Here is an 18879-nt window from a genome sequence, read left to right as displayed (position 1 = left end):
TTTCACTTTATAAAAATGATAAATGGGATGATTGTAGGGAGGAGAAATAACTATGAAGTATGAAAAGTTAGCAAAGGACATACTGAAACATGTTGGCGGGAGAGAAAATATAAATAGCGTTGTACATTGTATAACTCGCTTACGATTTCAGTTAAAAGATGAGGGGAAAGCAAATACAGAAGTACTGAAAAGCATGGAAGATGTTGTGACTGTTATGAAAAGCGGCGGACAATATCAAGTTGTAATTGGTAACCATGTATCTGATGTGTATAAAGCGCTTATTGCTGCTGGAGGGTTTCAAGAAACAGAGGAAGAAAATGCGAGTGAGAAGAAAAAGAGTAGTCTTATAGATATTCTTTCTAGCATTTTCACCCCCATTTTAGGAGTACTAGCTGCAACTGGGATGATTAAAGGATTTAATGCACTATTTGTAGCGCTAGGCTGGTTAAGTACGCAGTCAGGAACGTATCAAATATTAAATGCAGTTGGCGATTCATTATTTTATTTCTTCCCAATCTTCTTAGGATATACAGCAAGTAAGAAATTTGGAGGATCACCATTCATTGGTATGGCAATTGGGGGAGCGTTAGTGTATCCGGCTCTATCCGGTTTAAAAGCAAGTGAGCCATTATATACGCTATTTGCAGGAACGATGTTTGAATCACCAATTCATATTACGTTTTTAGGAATTCCAGTTATTTTAATGAACTATGCATCATCTGTTATTCCAATTATTCTTGCTACTTATTTTGGAGCGAAAGTAGAAAAGTCTTTAAAGAAAGTCATTCCAGATGTTGTGAAAACATTTGTACTACCATTCTTAACGTTACTAATCGTTGTACCAGTTACATTTCTTGTTATTGGTCCGATTGCGACGTGGGCAGGTCAATTTTTAGGACAGGCTACACTTTGGGTTTATCATTTAAGTCCATTAGTAGCAGGGATAGTACTTGGTGCTTTCTGGCAAGTGCTCGTTATTTTCGGACTTCATTGGGGAATTGTCCCGATTGGCTATAACAATTTAGCAGTGCACGGTATTGATCCTATATTAGCGCTTATATTCGCTACTTCATTTGCTCAAATTGGGGCTGTTCTTGGAGTTTGGATGAAAACGAAAGATCGGAAATTAAAAACACTTAGTATTCCAGCTTTTATTTCGGGTATTTTCGGTGTTACAGAGCCGGCGATTTATGGTGTTACACTTCCTCTTAAAAAACCGTTTATTATGAGTTGTATTGCGGGAGGAATTGGCGGCGGAATACTTGGCGTATTCGGTACGCAAGCTTATATGACAGGTGGACTTGGTATATTTGCGCTTCCAACATTCATTAGTCCGAAAGAAGGGATTACAGCTGGATTTTGGGGCGCGATTATTGCGATGGTTGTCTCTTTAATAGTAGGTTTTGTTCTTACTTATTTATTTGGTTTTACTAAAAAGAAAGATTCTACAGAATCAGCTGAAACAATTGATAAAATTGCTGCATCAAACGATGATGAAGCAATTCTGAGTCCATTTCATGGCGCCGTTATGCCACTTCAAAATATTGACGATGCTGCATTTGCATCAGGTGCGTTAGGTGAAGGGGTTGCGATTGAGCCTTCAGAAGGAAAGTTGTTTTCACCAGTTTCAGGTACGATTTCTGCACTTTTCCCGACGAATCATGCAGTAGGAATTACGGCGGATTCAGGTGCTGAAATTTTAATCCATATTGGAATGGATACTGTGAAATTAAATGGCGAATTTTTCTCCTCTCATATTGAACAAGGAGCGAGAGTAGAAAAAGGGCAATTACTTATTGAGTTTAATATAGCTGAAATTCAAAAGGCGGGTTATGTTGTGACAACACCAGTTGTTGTTACAAATTATAATAAATATAGTATTAAAAAAACTGAAGTAGAAAAGATTCAAGCTGGAGATTCCTTACTAGAGTTAGGAGTTAAATAGTAGTTACATTTCATACAGGTTCACACGAAGAAAGGTATTCTTTAAAACTTACAATGCCTTTCCTCGTTAATTCTTATATAAAGGAGTTTTTCTATATGTCTAAAGTTATTTTTCCTAAAGGATTTTTATGGGGTGGAGCAATCGCAGCCAATCAAGTTGAAGGAGCATATTTAGAAGATGGAAAAGGATTGACGGTAGTTGATCTATTGCCAACTGGTGAAAAACGTTGGGATATTATGAAGGGGAATATTCATTCCTTTACACCGGCAGAAGGGGAGTTTTATCCATCACACGAAGCGATTGATTTTTATCATCGTTATAAAGAAGATATCGCGCTGTTTGCAGAAATGGGATTTAAAGCGCTACGTGTATCTATCGCTTGGACACGTATTTTCCCAAATGGTGAAGATGAAAAGCCGAATGAAGCAGGATTACAGTTTTATGATAATTTATTTGATGAACTGTTAAAGCAGGGCATTGAACCAGTCGTTACGATGGCTCATTTTGATGTTCCTATTCATTTAGTAGAAAAGTATGGAAGCTGGAGAAGTAGAAAACTTGTCACTTTCTTTGAGACGTATGCAAAAACGATTTTTAATAGATATAAAGATAAAGTGAAATATTGGATGACATTTAACGAAATTAATATGCTTTTACATTTACCTTTCATGGGTGCAGGGCTAGCATTTAAAGAAGGTGAGAACAAAAAACAAATTCAGTATCAAGCAGCGCATCACCAACTTGTCGCAAGCGCGTTAGCTGTAAAAGCGTGTCATGAAATGATTCCAGACGCAAAAATCGGTTGTATGCTTGCTGCTGGTGCAACGTATCCATACACATGTAATCCAGACGATGTTTTTCGTGCGATGGAACAAGACCGTGAATCATTCTTCTTCATTGATGTACAAGCAAGAGGACAATATCCTGGATACGCAAAGCGCTTCTTTAAAGATAACAATGTAACAATTGAAATGGAAAAAGAAGACGAGGAGATTTTAAAAGAGCATACAGTTGATTATATTGGATTTAGCTACTATTCAAGCCGAGCAACAAGTACAGATCCAGAAGTGTTAAAAAGCATAACGAGCGGGAATGTATTCGGTTCTGTTGAAAATCCATATTTGGAAAAATCAGAGTGGGGATGGACGATTGATCCGAAAGGCTTCCGTATTACAGCGAACCAACTTTACGATCGTTACCAAAAACCTTTATTTGTTGTTGAAAATGGTCTCGGTGCAATCGATCAATTAAATGGTGAAGACGAAGTGAATGATGAAGACCGTATTGATTACCTAGAGAAGCATATGATCGAAATGTCAGAAGCAATTCAAGATGGAGTAGATATTATCGGGTATACAAGCTGGGGCCCAATTGACCTTGTAAGTGCTTCTACTGGAGAAATGAAAAAACGTTACGGATATATATATGTTGATAAAGATAATGAAGGAAAAGGTTCATTAAAAAGATCGAAGAAGAAAAGCTTCGATTGGTATAAAGAAGTAATTGCGACGAATGGTAAGAGTTTGGAGTCTTAAGTATGGAAAGGAGACATCTTAAATGATGTCTTCTTTTTTCATTGTAAATAAAGGATAGAGCTATATTTCCCTTTACACGAACATAACGGTATACTATAGTTAAGTTAAGTGAACTTAACTATGTAACGGAACGAAATAACAGCATGGAGGAAGAATGCTATGACGAGAACGTATAAAGAAATAATTAATGAAATGAACCGAGCCTATAATGAATTCTACATTTTACTATTTCAGGAGCTAAAAGATGAGTACGGTCTTACAGGACAGCAAGAGAGCATGCTATTTCATATTAATTTAAATGAAAATACGACAGCGAATCACATTGCGACTACTTTTAATATATCGAAAAGTGCTGTGAGCCAAGTTTTATCGAAATTGGAAAAACAGAAGATGATTTCGAAACAAGTAAACCCTATTAATAAACGGGAGTATTTCCTTACACTTGGTCCAAACGGTAGTAAGTATATAGAGCGGTTGTCTGATTTAGATGATGTATTAATTGAGAAGTACTTTTCTAAAATCGATATACATGCTTTAGAGCAAATGACCGATACGTTAACGAAAATAAATAAAGTTATATTAGAAGAAAAACAGAAGGATCTTGATTCTAATGAGTAAGAACTTAGATGAAGCAATTAGTAGAAAGGAGGAGAAGCATGTTATGAGTTACATACCAAATATGATTACGATAGCAAATTTTGTATGTGGGCTTTTGGCTATTTACGCTGTTTTCGTTCACGATATTTATTTAGGAGCAGTTTTTATTATTACAGGTATGTTATTTGATTTTTTTGATGGTATGGTCGCTCGGAAACTTGATGCTGTTTCGGAAATTGGCGGAGAGTTGGACTCGTTTGCGGATTTAGTTACCTTTGGTGTGGCACCGTCTATTCTTGCATATAGTGTCGCATTGAAAGAATTACAGTCTATCGGGATGATATGTGCGCTTGCTTACAGTATTTGTGGCATGCTTCGGCTTGCGAGATTTAACACGCAGCAAAGCAAACTCCCGACATTTATCGGAATGCCAATACCATTCGCGGCAATGTGTCTCCTCATTTTATGCTTTTTGAATAATCCAGTTTCCGTGGCGTTTGGCACATGCGTACTCGCTTATTTAATGGTGAGCAAAATCAAATTCCCTCATTTTAAAAAAGATATATCGGAAAGCTTGAAGTCCGAAAGATGGGACTAATGAGAAAGGTAAGGAGCATTGCATGATTCGTATGGCATTAAGATCATTTAACATACAAATGTATTGTTTGCTAGGGGTGATGGTATTAGGATGGCTTATGACACCTTTTTCAGCCCAGTTTGTAGGGGGGGGCATTGGCCTTTTAGTGAGTATGTATTGCGCCTGGATTTTAGGAAGGCGTATTGAAAAGTTCGGAGACAGCATTGTGAAAAAAGAAAAAGCGCCGATGCTTGGAATGATAAATCGGTTTGCAGCCGCAATACTCGGCGCGATTATTATGTATGAAATTGAACATCATGATTTCATGTGGACATTTGCTGCTGGAATTATGGTTGGGTATTTCTTAATTATTATTAATTTAGGATATTACAGCATGAAAGATGTGAAGGAATAAAGAGTTGTGTGAATCACTAATTTGGATGACTTACATGTATAAACGTAAAAGCTTTCCTTTATGGAGAGCTTTTTTATTATAAAGAAAAGACACCCTGAGGTGCCTTTCTCCGACTTGAACCATTTTCATTTAATACGAATCTATCCGTATTACCCCTTTGTTATAAATGTAAACACACCCTATAAAACAGAATCGTTTATATACACCAGATTGTTAGTTCATAAAATAAAAGAGATTTGAGATCAGTATCGGAGTAACGCCACATCCCCTATAATGATTGATATGTTACGCCTGTCAAAAGAATCTGCTTTATAGAACATGTCCACAATTTATATTTTACTATATTTAATATTCATTAAGTGTATTTTTTCACTAATATGTATAATTACATAAAGTTTACGGGGAAAAGAGAGTATACTTTAATATTGTGTAATAAAGATAAAGGCCACCTACGGAAATAGGGGGCCTTTTAACGTAAAAAGAAAAGACACCCATATATGAGTGTCTTTTCCGATAGTTTTTTAGCAGAAGCAAGAAGCTCCAACGATGATTAATAAAATAAATAATACAACTAATAAAGCAAAGCCTCCAGAAAATCCACAGCCGCCACAACTACCACCAAATCCCATAATAGTTCCTCCTTTTAATAAGAGGGGAAAACAAAAGGTCACTCATGTATTTTAACGGATTCAAATTACTTTATGTTTTTTACGCAATAATTGAGCAGGTCCTTTTGAAAATAAAAAAAGACACTCTAAGGTAACTTTGTCCAACTTGAACTACTTTCATTTTAATAATATCGTTCTAAGTTTAAAAACTATAGAGATTTTTCCTGTGGGCTTTGTAAGTAGTTTTTACGAAATTATGAGTGTTTTTTATTTTGTATTTCAATCAATTCATCTTTAATCATTTGTATATAATGTTCTTTTTCTGTTAGTTCAAATATAAATAATGCTTTTTTCATGTTATTAACAACATCTTCTTCATCATGTTGTTTAATCTTTAATAAATACTGACCTTTTAAATAGAATAGTTCACCTAATAGGTATAAAGTGTTTAGATTAATAGCTAATTTGATGCCCTTATCAAGGTGTTTTATTGCTTCTTCATGTTGATAGGTGAAGTCTAAACATTTTGCTAAATTTAAAATAATTTTTAATTTAATTTCTTTATCTCTAGGAAAATCTAACTTATTAAAATTAGTTAAACATTTTTTTAACATATTAATACTTTTTTCGTATTCTTTGTTTTCCGCATACAATATAGCAGTTGATTGCATAATATCTATTTCTCTTTCTGATAAACAATCAACATTGGTTAAAGTTAGTTTTAATGCATTATTAAGAAGAGTTAAAGCCGCTTTTGTTGAGTTATTCACACGATATATAGCAATTGCTTCATACCATATTAGAAATTGTTTATCTTCTGTTGATTGGAAATTGTTTTCGTTTTTCTCTTTTTTTACTATTTCATAAAGTTCTTTATATTGTTTTTGCTTTACACAATCTCTCATTACATATTTTACATTTTTTACGTATTTTAATTTTTTGTTTTGAGTTAGTGCAAATATATTATTTGGATCAACACCAAGTCTTTCTGATAATTGATATAACAATATGCTAGATGGATAAATCATACCTTTTTCTATCTTGCTAATTTGACTTTGTGAACATATGCCATGACATAATTCGGATTGTGATATATTTTTTTTAATTCGAAGTTCTTTAATGGTAATACCCAAATCACAAAATTCCATTTTTCCCCCTACTATTTAGCGCTTTATTAGTATAATAATATTCTCCATCCTTAATGTAATGTAAAATTAATATAGTTGCAATTATTGTTTTTTAAGGCCTTTTTATAAAATTTCATTATAAAAGGCTCCTTCTTCCGAATCGAACCATCATGCATAAGTGTAAAATTACATAAAGCCCACCTACGGAAATAGATGGGCCTTACTATTAGGTGTTACTCCTTCATTGTACAAAAGGGAATTTGCTAGCATATCCTTAAAGTTCTTACATTGAGAAATAAAGAAAAGACACCCTAAGGTGCCTTTCTTCGACTTGAACCATCTTAATTTTAATAATATTGGGATTCTCATCCCAATATTATTTTACCATGTTAAGTTATTTTATTCATTGAGAAATATGTTTCAAATCTATATTTTATTGGAATTTTTTTGTATAAGAGGCTATATTTAAATTGTATGTAAGTTTTTAATAATAATATCTTATGAAATTCCGTTTCTCACCTTTAAATGTAACAATTTATGAGTATAAGAATATTTTTCAACTTTTAATATAATGTAAAATTAGTATGGAACTTATTTTATGAAAAAACGTTAACCGAAAGAGAGTTTGAATTGGCTATTTGAAGAAATTAATAATATCGTGTGTATTGGCTACATTCTTCCTAAATATGGTAGGATGTTCTAATAATATGGCTACACTAAGGGATAAGTCTAAAAATTCAACAACTGTGAAGTGTGAACGCATCAACAAAGCGTGGTACAAACATATGTAATAGTTTAAAGAAATTTGAAACGGTTGATGCTAAAGGTCATAAGGAAAAATTAATTAGGCCGATAGTAGATGCTGATAATTGGAATAATGATAGTACTTAGAAATCCAATGAAAGCTTTTCTATTCATATTGTTTATTCCTCTCTTTTGTTGATCTACATAGTAAAAGCACTCATCCGAGTGCTATCACTTACTTCACTACTTTGTTCATAATTCCCTTATAAAGATAATGTGAACTTTAAAAATGTTTATTGTTAATTTTTTGTTTTCATCTGTTCTTCATAAACAAACTTAGCTGTCATAAAATCGTTAGGAAAATCTTTTAATGCGTTTTTCATCATGTTCAATTCTTCTTGTGATTTTATTTCAATGCCATATAAGAAATCGTACGCTTTCGTTTGCTCACTAGCAACAAAGTTTTGAGTCATGTAATCATCTTTGAAGTCTTGCTTCGCTTTTTCCTTCACTGGATTTGCAAATGAACCTGTAGATTGTTGTTGTTGTTTAACTTCTTCTTTCTTTTCCGGTTGAGCAGCAGGTTGTTGCGTTTCTCGCTTTTATTCTTCTTTTTTAGGTTGTTCTTTCTTTGCTAATTCTTCTCTTAATCTTTTCACTTCAGCATCTAGCGTTTTATTTTGCGTTTCCAATAGTGATATATCCCCTTTTAATTTATCCCGCTATTTGTCGGGCTGCTCGTAAACGCCCGATTGGTGAAGGCTAATAATCAGTGGGGATGAACAAAACCCCTACTGATTAAAGTTTCACTTTATCAATCTCTTTAGATTTATCATTCGTTTCTTTATAAACGGTATTTAATTTTGGGAGTGAAGTAGTCTGTTGATCTTTCACATGAAAATTTAGAGCTAATACCCTTCCTATTATGATTAGTAAAATGAAAGATACAGCTGATACTCCAAATACAGCCAACGGTCGTAGAAATGGTCTTTTAACATATTAAAAAAACTCCTCAAGTATGGAACGATATACTTGAGGGGGATGGGTGATTACAATCATGCTATTAATAAGAACCCCATAAATGATAAACCATTCCACTAACAAAAAACACTAATCCTAAAACCAAAACAATTATAGCAACTATTCCATTTTGATTATGCTCCATAAAGTAGTAGCTCCTTTGAGATTTATTTTTATCCCGCATTTAACTGCCTGTAAAAGCCTGATTGGTGAAGACTAATAATCAGTGGGGGGGGATGAACAAAACCCCCGCTGATTAAAGTTTTACTTTATATACAAAAAAGCCTTTAGTCGTAATTATGGCTAAAGGCTTGGAGCATTATACTTTTTAGTTTGGAAAATCTTATAAGAAGAATAACCTGTATGTTATATAGAGAAGAATTTATAATATTTTTATCAAATTTGGAACTGTAATGTACTAGCTTGATAATGAAGCTGGACTATTGGAATTGAAAAATTTTAGTTTTATTATAACTAATAGAAAGGAAAGTAGTGTGAATAGAAATCCACTCCAAATAAGCTGGTGAATACCTAAGTTTGAAATGAACCAGCCTCCAATAGTTGTTCCTAAAGTAATTCCGAGATTTGAGAATGAAACGAATAGGCTATTACCAAATTCAGGTGCTTCTTTTGCTTCACTTATTAACCATGTTTGACCAACAATTAATCCGCCAGCATGTACGATTCCCCAAATGAATACGATAAAAATCATTGGAACAAGGTAGGAACCTAAATAATAAACTAATATGTAAACGATAGAATATAAAATAGGGAAGGATAGTACTGTATTTACTATACTTTTTTGCAGGAGACTACCAAATAAATGATTACCTAAAATCATAACTATACCAAATATGAATAGCATAATACTGATGAGAGATCCATTCATGGAAGTTACTGTTGCAAGGTATTCAGCGAAGTAGCTGTATACGGAAAACATGGCTGCAAAAAGGAATGTGACGGTTAAAATATTTAACCATAATCCTGGTTTGCCGAGTATACGAATTTGTTTGCCGAAAGACATTTTTTCTGTAACAGGCATAGAAGGAAGGTAGATTAATATTCCAATGAATGCAAGAGTGTTAACGAATGCTCCGAATAAGAAAGCAATTTCTAGTGAAAATTGGTCTGCAAGGTAAGAGGTTAATGGTACGCCTAGAGCAAAACCAACTGTAATTCCCATGAAAACTTTTGTAACGGCTTGACCACTTTTCTCAGGAGGGACAAGTTTAGCAGCTGTTACAAGAGCGATTGAAAAGAAGAGTGGATGAAGTGCAGCCGGTAAAATACGAAAAATAAGCATGATTTCAAATTGTGTTGTATAAGCGTAGATTATATTTGAAATAACAAATGTAAAAATTGCTGTTAATAAAATTATTTTGCGATTAATCCCAGAGACGAGCAAAATTAGAAACGGACCAGAAATAGCAACAACTAGTGCGAATATACTTACTAAAAATCCTGCTTGTGCAGTTGAAATGCCGAATTTCTGAGTGATTTGTGGTAATACACCGACAATACCCATTTCGGTAGTAATAATTCCGAACACACCTATTGCGAGTGTCAGAATAAGTAAAGGATTTACTTTTTTCATTTATAAAACTCTCCATTCGTACTAGTATTTTGAAAGTAAATTCATTAACAAAGAAGCATTATTGCAAGCATGATTGGATGTCAATATTATTAGGACTATGTAATTTGAAATACAATAACAGATATCTAAATAATTAGATATGATGTATTAAAAAAAATTCTCCTTTCCATGTTTCTTGCTTTTATAGGTAGTGCAATTTTATAAAAAAGCAGAATGTGTGAAGGCTAATAATCAATTGGTATGCTAATTGATTATTAGCTTTCACTTTATAATTCGTTTTGGACGTATTCAGAAAACTCTCGTATTATTTTTTCATTTCGACGATAGTAAGTCCATTTTCCAATTCGGTCAGAGTCTAGTAGTCCTGCCTTTTTCATAGTTAATAAATAACTAGAAATAACCGATTGGGCTAAACCAGTTTTAAGCTGGATATCTCCTACACATACTCCAACTTGAAAGTTAAGGCCTTGCTCTAGATAAGGTTTTTCATCGAAATAGTTTTCTGGATTTTTCAACCATGATAAAATTTGACATCTTGTTTCATTTGACAATGCTTTATAAATTAATAAAGGTTCCATAAGGATATTATATCTACTTTTATAGATTTGTAAATGGGTTTTGGTGATTTTAAGAGAAGAAGGTATAGTTGATCCCTTTGAATAGGCATAAGGTGTTCTTGATCTGTACTCTTTGTAAAGGACATTCTAAAAAAAGTTAGGTAACCTAAAAAAGATGATTTCTGTATGCAAACAGGAGTCATCTTCTTTAAATTCTATTGATAGCAAGAGTGATTATAGTACGTCATATATTTCTTAATTTCATGTTTTAACTGAACAAACGATTCACATGATTTTATATATGTTTCATCGATTAAAGTACTACGAGGATTACGTGCAAAAATGATAATCTTGTTACGTTCAAGCATGTTATTGCCTAGCTATCAATGGCGGATTCCTAAGAAGAGTAATAATAAAACCCAACTGAAGATTTAAGAAAAATTTTATGTTTCCCCCACTTTTTATTTTAAAAGTTTTTCCTATCCTATAAATGAGTTACATCAAGAAGGATACTAAAAACGACAAATTCATAGATGAAAATGTAAAGTTAGGGGATTCTGCATGCATACAGAAGTTTTGATGAGTTATTTGTATACTTATTTCTTTACTATTATTTTTTGTATTGTATTTCAAATTGGATTTTATTTTAAAACGAAAAGAACTATATCTATTTGGCATTTTCTATGGGTGTATGTTTTTCTGTTTTACCTTTCGCTAGTGTATGGGGTGACGCAGATCGCGACTGTATGGGATATAAGTAGAAATGAAACGTGGATTCGTGTAAGTCAAATTAACTTGACTTTATTTGATACTGCAGGTAGTACTGCATACCTTTTGAACATTGTACTGTTTATGCCGTTAGGTTTTTTATTACCGACTATTTGGCCGCAGTTTAGAAAAATGAAAAATACTATATATGCGGGATTCTTTTTTTCACTTGCAATTGAGTTAAGTCAATTACTAAATAGTAGAATTACAGATATTGATGATGTATTTACGAATACTCTCGGGGCGATTATTGGGTATGTATTATATAGAGTTTTATTTAAAATGATATTTACAAGAGAAGAAAAAAAGTTTGATACCAACTCTTCTTTAGTCATAAAATACGAGGCTGTTTTTTGTTTAGTGTGTTCATTTGTAGGTATGATGTTCATTTATTATCCTGGGGACCTGTAACCCTTCAATGAGATACGATCTCGTTTATCCCGCTATTTGCCGGGCAGTAAGACCCCCCACCTCAAAATTCAGCGGAAGCAAAGAAGTTAGGGCGGGGGTCAACTGCCCGTAAAATCCCCACTGATTAAAGTTTCACTTTATAAAAACAATGTGTTGAATAAATCAGTAAAGAAGGCTTTTCTATTTTTCCCTAGAATGAACAGTAATGTATAATCTAATTCCTTAATGTAATAAGGAGGCAGTAAAATTTGAACAGGAAAATTTGGTTTGTATTTACCTTTTTTGCTCTTTTAGTAGCTGGCTATGTTGTTGTCCAATATTTTATTATGGATGGATTTCAAACAGGGCTTGTAAAAGTGAAGCTTATGTTTGGATCTAAATTAAGTGCGTTCTGGTATATGATGCTATTTATACATATTACAACTAGTATAGTAGCATTAGTAATTGGTCCTTTTACATTATCCACTAGATTTAGAGAAAGGAATATCAACCGTCATCGAATAGTTGGGAGAATCTATCTGGTTGGTATATTATTAGGAGGCGTTTCTGGACTATATCTATCCTTTTATGCTACGGGAGGATTGGTAGCGAAGCTAGGTTTTGGTTTGTTATCTGTATTCTGGCTAACATCAGCATATCAAGCGTTACATAGAGTTAAGAATAAAAAAATTAAAGAGCATCGGAACTGGATGATTAGGAATTATTCTTTAACCTTTGGAGCAGTTACATTAAGAATTTGGCTACCGTTGTTTATAGTTCTATTTGGAATAGAACGGTTTGAACTTAGTTACGCTATTATTGCTTGGTTAGCATGGGTACCCAATTTACTTGTTGCAGAATTGTTCATAAGAAAAAGATTTAATAAAGGAAAATACGAGGGAAATGAGGATTTACATTTTTAATGTAAATTTGCTGTCATATTGAGGGCAGGATTTTTTTAATAGCTGAATTTCGTACAAAAATAGGATGGCCAATTGAAGCCATCCTATTTGTATTACCAACTAGCAGTTTCCGTATTTTCCTTCAACCACTTCACCCAATCCAAATCCTCTACCTTAAGCAAACTGAGCGAAACACCTTTCATATCTAAAGAAGTTAGCAGTGTACCAACTTTTACGAATGTAATCTGTAATCCTTCCAGCTCACATAAACGGCGAATATCATTTGCGAAAATGTATTGTTCCATTAGTGGAGTTGCGCCGAGTCCATTAATGAGAATAGCGAAATTGTCACCTTTTCTCCAGCGGTAAATGCTTTTTAGTTTGTTCATCAGTTCGATCGCTAATATTTCAGAAGAGGATAGTGCTTCTTTACGGTAACCTTTTTCACCGTGGATGCCGACGCCGTAAAAGACTTCATCGTCGTTTAATGTGAATGAAGCTTTTCCTTTCAATGGATCGTTTGCAGGTGAAAGGGCGACTCCTAATGTGTGTAAGTTTTCGGTGATAGAGCGGCCAAGTGTTGTTAGTTCTTCTAAAGAGTGACCTTCAAGAGCGGCCGCACCAAGTATTTTTTGAACGAAAACAGTACCAGCGACGCCACGTCTTCTTTTATTAAAAGAAGCATCATCTTCAATTGAAACGTCGTCATTTACGATGATGTGGTCAATTTGTCTTCCTTCTTCTTTGGCAATTTGCTTCGCCGCTAGAAAATTTGCTACGTCATCTTTAAAGTTTTTGATGATGAATAAAATACTTTTATCCTTTGGCATAAGGCGAGTCGCCATTACGATTTGTTCTACTGTAGGCGGAGTGAAGATGCTTCCGTTTACTGCAACTGTAAGCATTCCTCTTCCTACATAGCCAATATCAGCAGGTTCATGTCCGCTACCACCGCCGCTTATAATAGCGACGTCTTGCTTTAGTTCTTCGATATCTTTTACATAAATGATGTTGTTTGTTTCGTCGTAATTTACTTTGTCGTTATGTTCAAAATAAAAGCCATGCAGCATATCTTGAACGATATTTTGTACATCATTCATAATCTTTTTCATTGCTTTTGCCACCCTTTAATTACTTTGCTGACTGCTCCAGTAATAGTAGTAATTGATTGTTTATCATATTTTTCATGAGAGAAGACATAATGGAAGGATCTACTTGGCACTTACTTTCAATCCAATCTTTAATCGTTCCAACGAAGCCGTGACTATAAAAGGAGGCAATCGTATTTTTTGTCTCATCAGAAAGGCTGAATCCGCAGCTCACGGATAGTTCATCAATAATCTTCATATATAAGTTTTTCGTATGCTCAAATAAATAGTGATTAAACGAGTTTTGTTCAATGACTTTAAAAGCATTTCGGTAAAATTTTTGATTTTCATAAAAGTAATCAAATAATAAATCGAAAATGTTTTCCCACGTTTCATAGTCGAGAAAGTCGATAATGTTTTCTTTCGTTTCTTCTCTATAAATCCAGCTTAATAGTTCAAATTTATCTTTAAAATGATAATAAAAAGTTTGCCTACGCATTTGACAGTGTAACATAATATCGCTTACTGATATTTTATGAAACGACTCTGTTTCCATTAAATATTTCAATGAGTTTGCGATTATTTTTTTAGAAATTATAGAAGAGGTCATCTGAATCATCCCTAGAATGTTAGTAATATAAAAATCCTATTCAAAAATGAGAGCGGTGTCTTTAGACAGATTGTCCATTTTGTCCGTTTACTATAAAACGCTTTCATTTTAACATGGTTAGTAAGAAGAAGATTTCAAATATATCACAATATATTAAAGGAATTGAGGGAGAATCACAATGAAAAAGATTATAAACAAACCAGAAACATTAGTTATGGAAATGTGTAACGGAATGGTTATGGCTCACCCAGAGCTTGAACTTTTGAAAAAATATAAAGTAATTAAGAAGAAAGAAATGAACGAAAATAAAGTAACGTTAATTAGTGGCGGCGGTAGTGGTCATGAGCCAGCGCACGCAGGACTAGTCGGAAAAGGAATGTTAGATGCGGCAGTGTGCGGAGATGTGTTTGCTTCTCCTTCGCAAATTCAGGTATATCAAGCGATTAAAGAGACAGCTAGTAAAAAAGGTACGTTATTAATTATTAAAAATTACAGCGGCGATATTATGAATTTCAAAAACGGTGCGCATTTAGCGACGGAAGATGGAATTGAAGTAGACTACGTAAAAGTGGACGATGATATTGCGGTAGAAGATAGTTTGTATACAGTAGGACGCCGCGGCGTTGCGGGCGTTATTCTCGTTCATAAAATTGCCGGCGCAGCAGCGGAAGCGGGTATGGATTTAGGAGCGGTGAAAGCAGTCGCAGAAAAAGCAGCGGCAAACGTGCGCACAATCGGTTTAGCGTTAACGTCTTGTACAGTTCCAGCGAGCGGATCACCTACTTTCACACTTGCGGAAGATGAAATGGAATATGGCGTTGGTATTCACGGTGAACCAGGAATTAAACGTGAAAAAACGATGTCAGCTGATGAGTTAGCTAACCGTATGACAAATGATTTAATAAAAGATTTAGGAGTAAAAGATGGCGAGGAAATCGCACTTCTAGTTAACGGCTTTGGCGGAACACCACTGCAAGAACTTTACCTATTTAACAACGCAGTTACGAGAGAATTAGCTGCTAGAAACATTAAAATTAATAGAGTGTTCGTTGGCAATTATATGACGAGTATTGATATGGCTGGTATGTCTTTAACTGTAATGAAATTAGATGATGAGTTAAAAACATTACTATCGAAAGAATGTAACACACCTGCGTTTAAAGTAGATGGACCAGTTGAAAGTGTAGAGTACGTGAATGTACTTGAAGATGTAGAAGAGAAGGAAGTTTCCTTCGAAATAGAAACAGCGGAAGAGCACGCTGTTATTAAAAATAATGTTATTACATTAAACAATATGATTTATCTCGTTGATAAAATGAGCGATATTATTATTAAAAATGAAGTACTGTTCTGTGAGTTAGATACGCATGCTGGTGACGGCGATTTCGGAATGAGTGTGGCAAAAGGATTTAAGCAATTAAAACGTGAGTGGCACTCTATTGTAGAACAAGAAAACGTAACGATCGGATCATTCCTTGACGGTTGCTCCATGATTATTATGGAACATTGCGGCGGCGCATCTGGTCCAATTTGGGGCGGAGCATTCCGCGCAGCTAGTAAAGCAGCCGGCGAAAAACGTGAGCTAACAGTGAAAGAATTCGCTGAAATGCTACAAGTCGCACTGCAAGGCATCCAATCTATCGGTGAAAGATCGTTCGGTAGAGGAGCAGTAGTTGGTGACAAAACACTTGTTGACGCACTTGCTCCATGTGTAGACTCTTGGTTAGATAGCGCTTCAAACGAAGTAGACGTGAAAACTGCCTTTGAAAAAGGAGCAGAAGCAGCGGTTAAAGGAGCAGAGTATACGAAAGAAATCGTTGCTCGCATGGGCCGCGCCGGTACAGTTGGCGAAAGAAGCTTAGGATATCCAGATGCAGGTGCGCATGCACTTGGGGTTATCTTTACGGAGATTGCGGGTAGTTTGAAATAGAAATAAGAAGATCCCCTCTGCCTTAAGGTGGAGGGGATCTTTATTTATAATCATCATTCTTCCAGTGAAAGATTTTATTTGTTAGCCAATCTAGAAGCTGCTTCTTCAACTTCTTTATACGCATTTTGTAATACTTCATTTGGATCTAGTACTGCTGTTCCTTGTGCACGAACGATTTGATAATCTTCAATGCCAAGGAAATTAAACATTGCTTTTAAATATTTATGAGAGTATTCCACTTCTGTATACCAATCATCATTTGTATAGATTCCTCCACTTGCTTGTATAACAAGCATTCTCCTTCCATCTTTAAGTAGTCCTACTGATCCAGTTTCAGTATATTTAAATGTTTCACGTGCAATCATGATATTGTCCATGTAATCTTTTAACTTTGATGGAATATTAAAATTGTGCAAAGGTAATACGATAACATACGTATTTGCACTTTTAAATTGTTGTAAAATTTCGGACATACGCTCTGTTACTTTTTGTTCTTCATCAGTTAACTTTTGTCCATTTCCTTGCTGTTCCCATGCGCTTAAAACAGTTTTATCTATCATTGGTACTACATCATCGTATAAATTAATTTGTTCAATCGGTTCATTATTAGGAATTAATTCTTTATAAGATACTAAAAAGTGGTTAAGAACTTTAATGCTGATTGATGATGTATCATCCACTTTTGGATGTGCGTTTATGATAAGTGTTTTGTTCATTTGTATTTCCCCTTTTTAAAAGTTTTTACGTTTTAATTGTCGATTCGTTCAATCGTCGATTAATTTTGTCTTTAATATAAACTCTGAAATTATTTTTGTCAAACGAAATACATACTATTCGAAAAGAGCCTTTTTTTATTTGACTAAAATTCTAAATGGTCCTAAGATACAATTTGGTAAACCTTAAAATAAAAAGCAGGTGATTTGTATATGCAATATAGTGTTGGGGTTGAATATGCCTTGCATTGCCTAGTTTATTTAATTAATACTCCTTCCAAGGAAAGTGTTGGAATAAAAAATTTGGCAGAGTTTCAAGGACTTTCTGAAACATTCCTTTCAAAAGTTTTCGGTAAATTATCTAAAGCTGACATTGTGAATTCTGTCCCAGGTGTAAAGGGAGGGTACAGATTAGCTAAGTCTCCAGAAGATATCTCTTTTTGGGATGTAATAGAAGCTGTCGAAGGTCCAAAGCCTATTTTTCAATGTAAAAATATTGTACAAAATGGTCTATTATATCGAGACGAGGCTTGTAATTCTTGTGAACCCAGTAATTCTTCTTGTACAATTAACTTAGTAATGCTTGAAGCAGAAGAACACATGCGTGAGTTTCTCCGTAAAAAGACTCTTGCATGGTTAGATAAAGAACTTGACATTGTTTTACCTGAAAAGACAAGGGTAGATACTCGTGAATATTTCAAACAAAAAAACTCTAACTAAATCGCTATGACGAATTAGTTAGAGTTTTTTTGTTTTTTAACATGAATGCCATCATGTGAGTTCCTAAAAATATGGAATTCACGTTGCTTAATTATATTTTTTAATCTTCGTGATCGATTTCTATTGTGCCTGTTCTAGCACTAACTTTTAAAACATTCAATAGATTGTCAGGTGTCTTGATTTCCACTTTATATTCGAATTGAGATTGTGTTAAGTTGTCATCTTTTAATTCAAATTCTTTTTTTACATGAATAATTTCTCCATTTGTTTGTGCTAAAGCAATTTCACGAACTTGTTTTTCTGTGTAGTTGTCATTCTTTTTTGCATAATTGTAACCCATACCAAAATATCCACCAACAATAGCGATACCAATTACTAAAGTAGCAATTACACTTATCATTATTTTCTTTTTATGTTTTAACATTTTCATCCACTCCTTAATGATTAATCATCTATTCCAAATCTTGCTTCAAGTGCATTTTCTGCTTGCTCTAATTGATCTTCCAGTATATCTTGTTCTCTTTCTTGTGTTTGATATTGTTCAACAGTTATCGTTCCAGCGCGATAATCTGCTTCTAGCTGATTATCAGATAAATCTATTTTGTCATCTAATTGGTCAATTTCTTTTTTTGCTGCTAAGTACGTATTTAAGTCCTCTTCTTTTGCTCCAACTGGTTTCGTGTTATTTGCCTTTTCTACAATAGATGAGACTTCATTTTTGAAATCTTGTATTTGCTTCGTATCATTCGTAGCAGGCTCTGTTTTGTTTGGTTCTTTTTGTAGTTGAGCAACTTCTTTTTGTAATTTATCATTTTCAGCTTTCAGTTGTTGTACTTCTGTATTGTTATCAGATTGAGTAGAACAAGCTGTTAAGAATAAACAAGACATTGCTCCAATTATCATCCAGTTTCTCATTATGTTTTCCTCCCTTTAATTGAGCACCTTATCCTTGCCTTTATATTACTGAACAAACATTAAAGGAAGATTAATGTGCCAAAAAATAAAATGATATAATTAAATCGTTTCTAATCTTTCTTTA

At 34.1% G+C, this 18879-nt stretch carries 18 protein-coding genes and 2 pseudogenes; 9 read left to right on the top strand and 11 right to left on the bottom strand.

What is annotated here, in order from left to right:
• Positions 1-52 precede the first annotated feature (52 nt).
• From JDS81_RS09760 to JDS81_RS09740, 5 genes are all read left to right on the top strand, one after another.
• Positions 53-1945: a beta-glucoside-specific PTS transporter subunit IIABC gene (locus JDS81_RS09760; RefSeq protein ID WP_097953126.1), complete on the top strand. Its 1893-nt coding sequence runs from the start codon at positions 53-55 to the stop codon at positions 1943-1945.
• Positions 1946-2040: 95 nt separating this feature from the next.
• The gene (locus tag JDS81_RS09755) at positions 2041-3480 is read left to right on the top strand and encodes a 6-phospho-beta-glucosidase (RefSeq protein WP_097953127.1); all 1440 of its coding nucleotides are present in this window, start codon (positions 2041-2043) and stop codon (positions 3478-3480) included.
• Between the two features lie 159 nt (positions 3481-3639).
• Entirely contained in the window at positions 3640-4098 is a 459-nt protein-coding gene (locus JDS81_RS09750) for a MarR family winged helix-turn-helix transcriptional regulator (RefSeq protein ID WP_097953128.1), read from the top strand.
• Positions 4091-4675, top strand: coding sequence for a CDP-diacylglycerol--serine O-phosphatidyltransferase (pssA, locus tag JDS81_RS09745; RefSeq protein ID WP_140158601.1), 585 nt, complete (start codon positions 4091-4093; stop codon positions 4673-4675). Before JDS81_RS09750 ends, pssA begins: the two co-directional genes overlap by 8 nt.
• A gap of 22 nt (positions 4676-4697) precedes the next feature.
• Positions 4698-5069 carry an ATP synthase subunit I gene (locus JDS81_RS09740; protein WP_000620621.1) on the top strand — a complete coding sequence of 124 codons (372 nt, stop codon included), beginning with the start codon at positions 4698-4700 and terminating at the stop codon, positions 5067-5069.
• Positions 5070-5590: 521 nt separating this feature from the next.
• Here JDS81_RS09740 and JDS81_RS09735 read toward each other — a convergent pair.
• The 6 genes and pseudogenes from JDS81_RS09735 to JDS81_RS30335 form a co-directional block, all read right to left on the bottom strand.
• Positions 5591-5698, bottom strand: coding sequence for a YjcZ family sporulation protein (locus JDS81_RS09735; protein WP_000505673.1), 108 nt, complete (start codon positions 5696-5698; stop codon positions 5591-5593).
• 233 nt (positions 5699-5931) lie between these two features.
• Positions 5932-6825, bottom strand: a complete 894-nt coding sequence (locus JDS81_RS09730) for a helix-turn-helix domain-containing protein (protein ID WP_000393592.1) — start codon at positions 6823-6825, stop codon at positions 5932-5934.
• A gap of 1022 nt (positions 6826-7847) precedes the next feature.
• Positions 7848-8264, bottom strand: a pseudogene (locus JDS81_RS09725) (Branched-chain amino acid permease); the annotation flags it as partial.
• A 722-nt stretch (positions 8265-8986) separates the two neighbouring features.
• Positions 8987-10162, bottom strand: coding sequence for an MFS transporter (locus JDS81_RS09720; protein WP_000757557.1), 1176 nt, complete (start codon positions 10160-10162; stop codon positions 8987-8989).
• A 266-nt stretch (positions 10163-10428) separates the two neighbouring features.
• Positions 10429-10740, bottom strand: a complete 312-nt coding sequence (locus JDS81_RS09715; RefSeq protein WP_097953130.1) for an ArsR/SmtB family transcription factor — start codon at positions 10738-10740, stop codon at positions 10429-10431.
• A 194-nt stretch (positions 10741-10934) separates the two neighbouring features.
• A pseudogene (locus JDS81_RS30335) lies at positions 10935-11036 on the bottom strand (TetR family transcriptional regulator); the annotation flags it as partial.
• 244 nt (positions 11037-11280) lie between these two features.
• Here JDS81_RS30335 and JDS81_RS09710 point away from each other — a divergent pair.
• Both JDS81_RS09710 and JDS81_RS09705 read left to right on the top strand, forming a co-directional pair.
• Positions 11281-11898, top strand: coding sequence for a VanZ family protein (locus JDS81_RS09710; RefSeq protein WP_097953131.1), 618 nt, complete (start codon positions 11281-11283; stop codon positions 11896-11898).
• A 248-nt stretch (positions 11899-12146) separates the two neighbouring features.
• Positions 12147-12800 (top strand): DUF2306 domain-containing protein, encoded by a 654-nt coding sequence (locus tag JDS81_RS09705; protein WP_097953132.1) that lies wholly within the window; start codon positions 12147-12149, stop codon positions 12798-12800.
• A 92-nt stretch (positions 12801-12892) separates the two neighbouring features.
• Here the strand turns inward: JDS81_RS09705 and dhaQ are convergent, their stop codons facing one another.
• Positions 12893-13891, bottom strand: coding sequence for a DhaKLM operon coactivator DhaQ (gene dhaQ / locus JDS81_RS09700; RefSeq protein WP_097953133.1), 999 nt, complete (start codon positions 13889-13891; stop codon positions 12893-12895).
• 19 nt (positions 13892-13910) lie between these two features.
• The gene (gene dhaS, locus JDS81_RS09695; RefSeq protein ID WP_000204224.1) at positions 13911-14477 is read right to left on the bottom strand and encodes a dihydroxyacetone kinase transcriptional activator DhaS; all 567 of its coding nucleotides are present in this window, start codon (positions 14475-14477) and stop codon (positions 13911-13913) included.
• 178 nt (positions 14478-14655) lie between these two features.
• Here dhaS and dhaK point away from each other — a divergent pair, with 178 nt between their 5' ends.
• Positions 14656-16407, top strand: coding sequence for a dihydroxyacetone kinase subunit DhaK (dhaK, locus tag JDS81_RS09690; protein ID WP_097953134.1), 1752 nt, complete (start codon positions 14656-14658; stop codon positions 16405-16407).
• A gap of 74 nt (positions 16408-16481) precedes the next feature.
• Here dhaK and JDS81_RS09685 read toward each other — a convergent pair whose 3' ends face one another.
• On the bottom strand, positions 16482-17123 hold the full coding sequence (locus JDS81_RS09685; RefSeq protein WP_097953135.1) for an FMN-dependent NADH-azoreductase: 642 nt from the start codon (positions 17121-17123) through the stop codon (positions 16482-16484).
• A 210-nt stretch (positions 17124-17333) separates the two neighbouring features.
• On the opposite strand from JDS81_RS09685, the gene JDS81_RS09680 reads away from it, so the two are divergent.
• A complete protein-coding gene (locus JDS81_RS09680) occupies positions 17334-17840 on the top strand; it encodes an RrF2 family transcriptional regulator (protein WP_098158184.1) in 507 nt (168 codons plus the stop codon).
• Positions 17841-17940: 100 nt separating this feature from the next.
• Here the strand turns inward: JDS81_RS09680 and JDS81_RS09675 are convergent, their stop codons facing one another.
• Both JDS81_RS09675 and JDS81_RS09670 read right to left on the bottom strand, forming a co-directional pair.
• Positions 17941-18264: a PepSY domain-containing protein gene (locus tag JDS81_RS09675; protein WP_097953137.1), complete on the bottom strand. Its 324-nt coding sequence runs from the start codon at positions 18262-18264 to the stop codon at positions 17941-17943.
• Positions 18265-18284: 20 nt separating this feature from the next.
• Positions 18285-18755 (bottom strand): SadB/YajI family lipoprotein, encoded by a 471-nt coding sequence (locus JDS81_RS09670; protein WP_097953138.1) that lies wholly within the window; start codon positions 18753-18755, stop codon positions 18285-18287.
• Between the last annotated feature and the right edge of the window lie 124 nt (positions 18756-18879).

The sequence above is a fragment of the Bacillus cereus group sp. N31 genome (assembly GCF_016483245.1).
Lineage (GTDB): Bacteria > Bacillota > Bacilli > Bacillales > Bacillaceae_G > Bacillus_A > Bacillus_A toyonensis.
The sequence above is the reverse complement of the archived record's forward strand: the minus strand, read 5'-3'. Positions and strand labels throughout refer to the sequence as shown.

Bases quoted from the DNA above. Each gene is read 5' to 3' on its own strand.
- JDS81_RS09760 (WP_097953126.1), top strand. From the start codon at position 53: ATGAAGTATGAAAAGTTAGCAAAGGACATACTGAAACATGTTGGCGGG.
- JDS81_RS09755 (WP_097953127.1), top strand. From the start codon at position 2,041: ATGTCTAAAGTTATTTTTCCTAAAGGATTTTTATGGGGTGGAGCAATC.
- JDS81_RS09750 (WP_097953128.1), top strand. From the start codon at position 3,640: ATGACGAGAACGTATAAAGAAATAATTAATGAAATGAACCGAGCCTAT.
- pssA (WP_140158601.1), top strand. From the start codon at position 4,091: ATGAGTAAGAACTTAGATGAAGCAATTAGTAGAAAGGAGGAGAAGCAT.
- JDS81_RS09740 (WP_000620621.1), top strand. From the start codon at position 4,698: ATGATTCGTATGGCATTAAGATCATTTAACATACAAATGTATTGTTTG.
- JDS81_RS09735 (WP_000505673.1), bottom strand. From the start codon at position 5,698: ATGGGATTTGGTGGTAGTTGTGGCGGCTGTGGATTTTCTGGAGGCTTT.
- JDS81_RS09730 (WP_000393592.1), bottom strand. From the start codon at position 6,825: ATGGAATTTTGTGATTTGGGTATTACCATTAAAGAACTTCGAATTAAA.
- JDS81_RS09720 (WP_000757557.1), bottom strand. From the start codon at position 10,162: ATGAAAAAAGTAAATCCTTTACTTATTCTGACACTCGCAATAGGTGTG.
- JDS81_RS09715 (WP_097953130.1), bottom strand. From the start codon at position 10,740: ATGGAACCTTTATTAATTTATAAAGCATTGTCAAATGAAACAAGATGT.
- JDS81_RS09710 (WP_097953131.1), top strand. From the start codon at position 11,281: ATGCATACAGAAGTTTTGATGAGTTATTTGTATACTTATTTCTTTACT.
- dhaQ (WP_097953133.1), bottom strand. From the start codon at position 13,891: ATGAAAAAGATTATGAATGATGTACAAAATATCGTTCAAGATATGCTG.
- dhaS (WP_000204224.1), bottom strand. From the start codon at position 14,477: ATGACCTCTTCTATAATTTCTAAAAAAATAATCGCAAACTCATTGAAA.
- dhaK (WP_097953134.1), top strand. From the start codon at position 14,656: ATGAAAAAGATTATAAACAAACCAGAAACATTAGTTATGGAAATGTGT.
- JDS81_RS09685 (WP_097953135.1), bottom strand. From the start codon at position 17,123: ATGAACAAAACACTTATCATAAACGCACATCCAAAAGTGGATGATACA.
- JDS81_RS09680 (WP_098158184.1), top strand. From the start codon at position 17,334: ATGCAATATAGTGTTGGGGTTGAATATGCCTTGCATTGCCTAGTTTAT.
- JDS81_RS09675 (WP_097953137.1), bottom strand. From the start codon at position 18,264: ATGTTAAAACATAAAAAGAAAATAATGATAAGTGTAATTGCTACTTTA.
- JDS81_RS09670 (WP_097953138.1), bottom strand. From the start codon at position 18,755: ATGAGAAACTGGATGATAATTGGAGCAATGTCTTGTTTATTCTTAACA.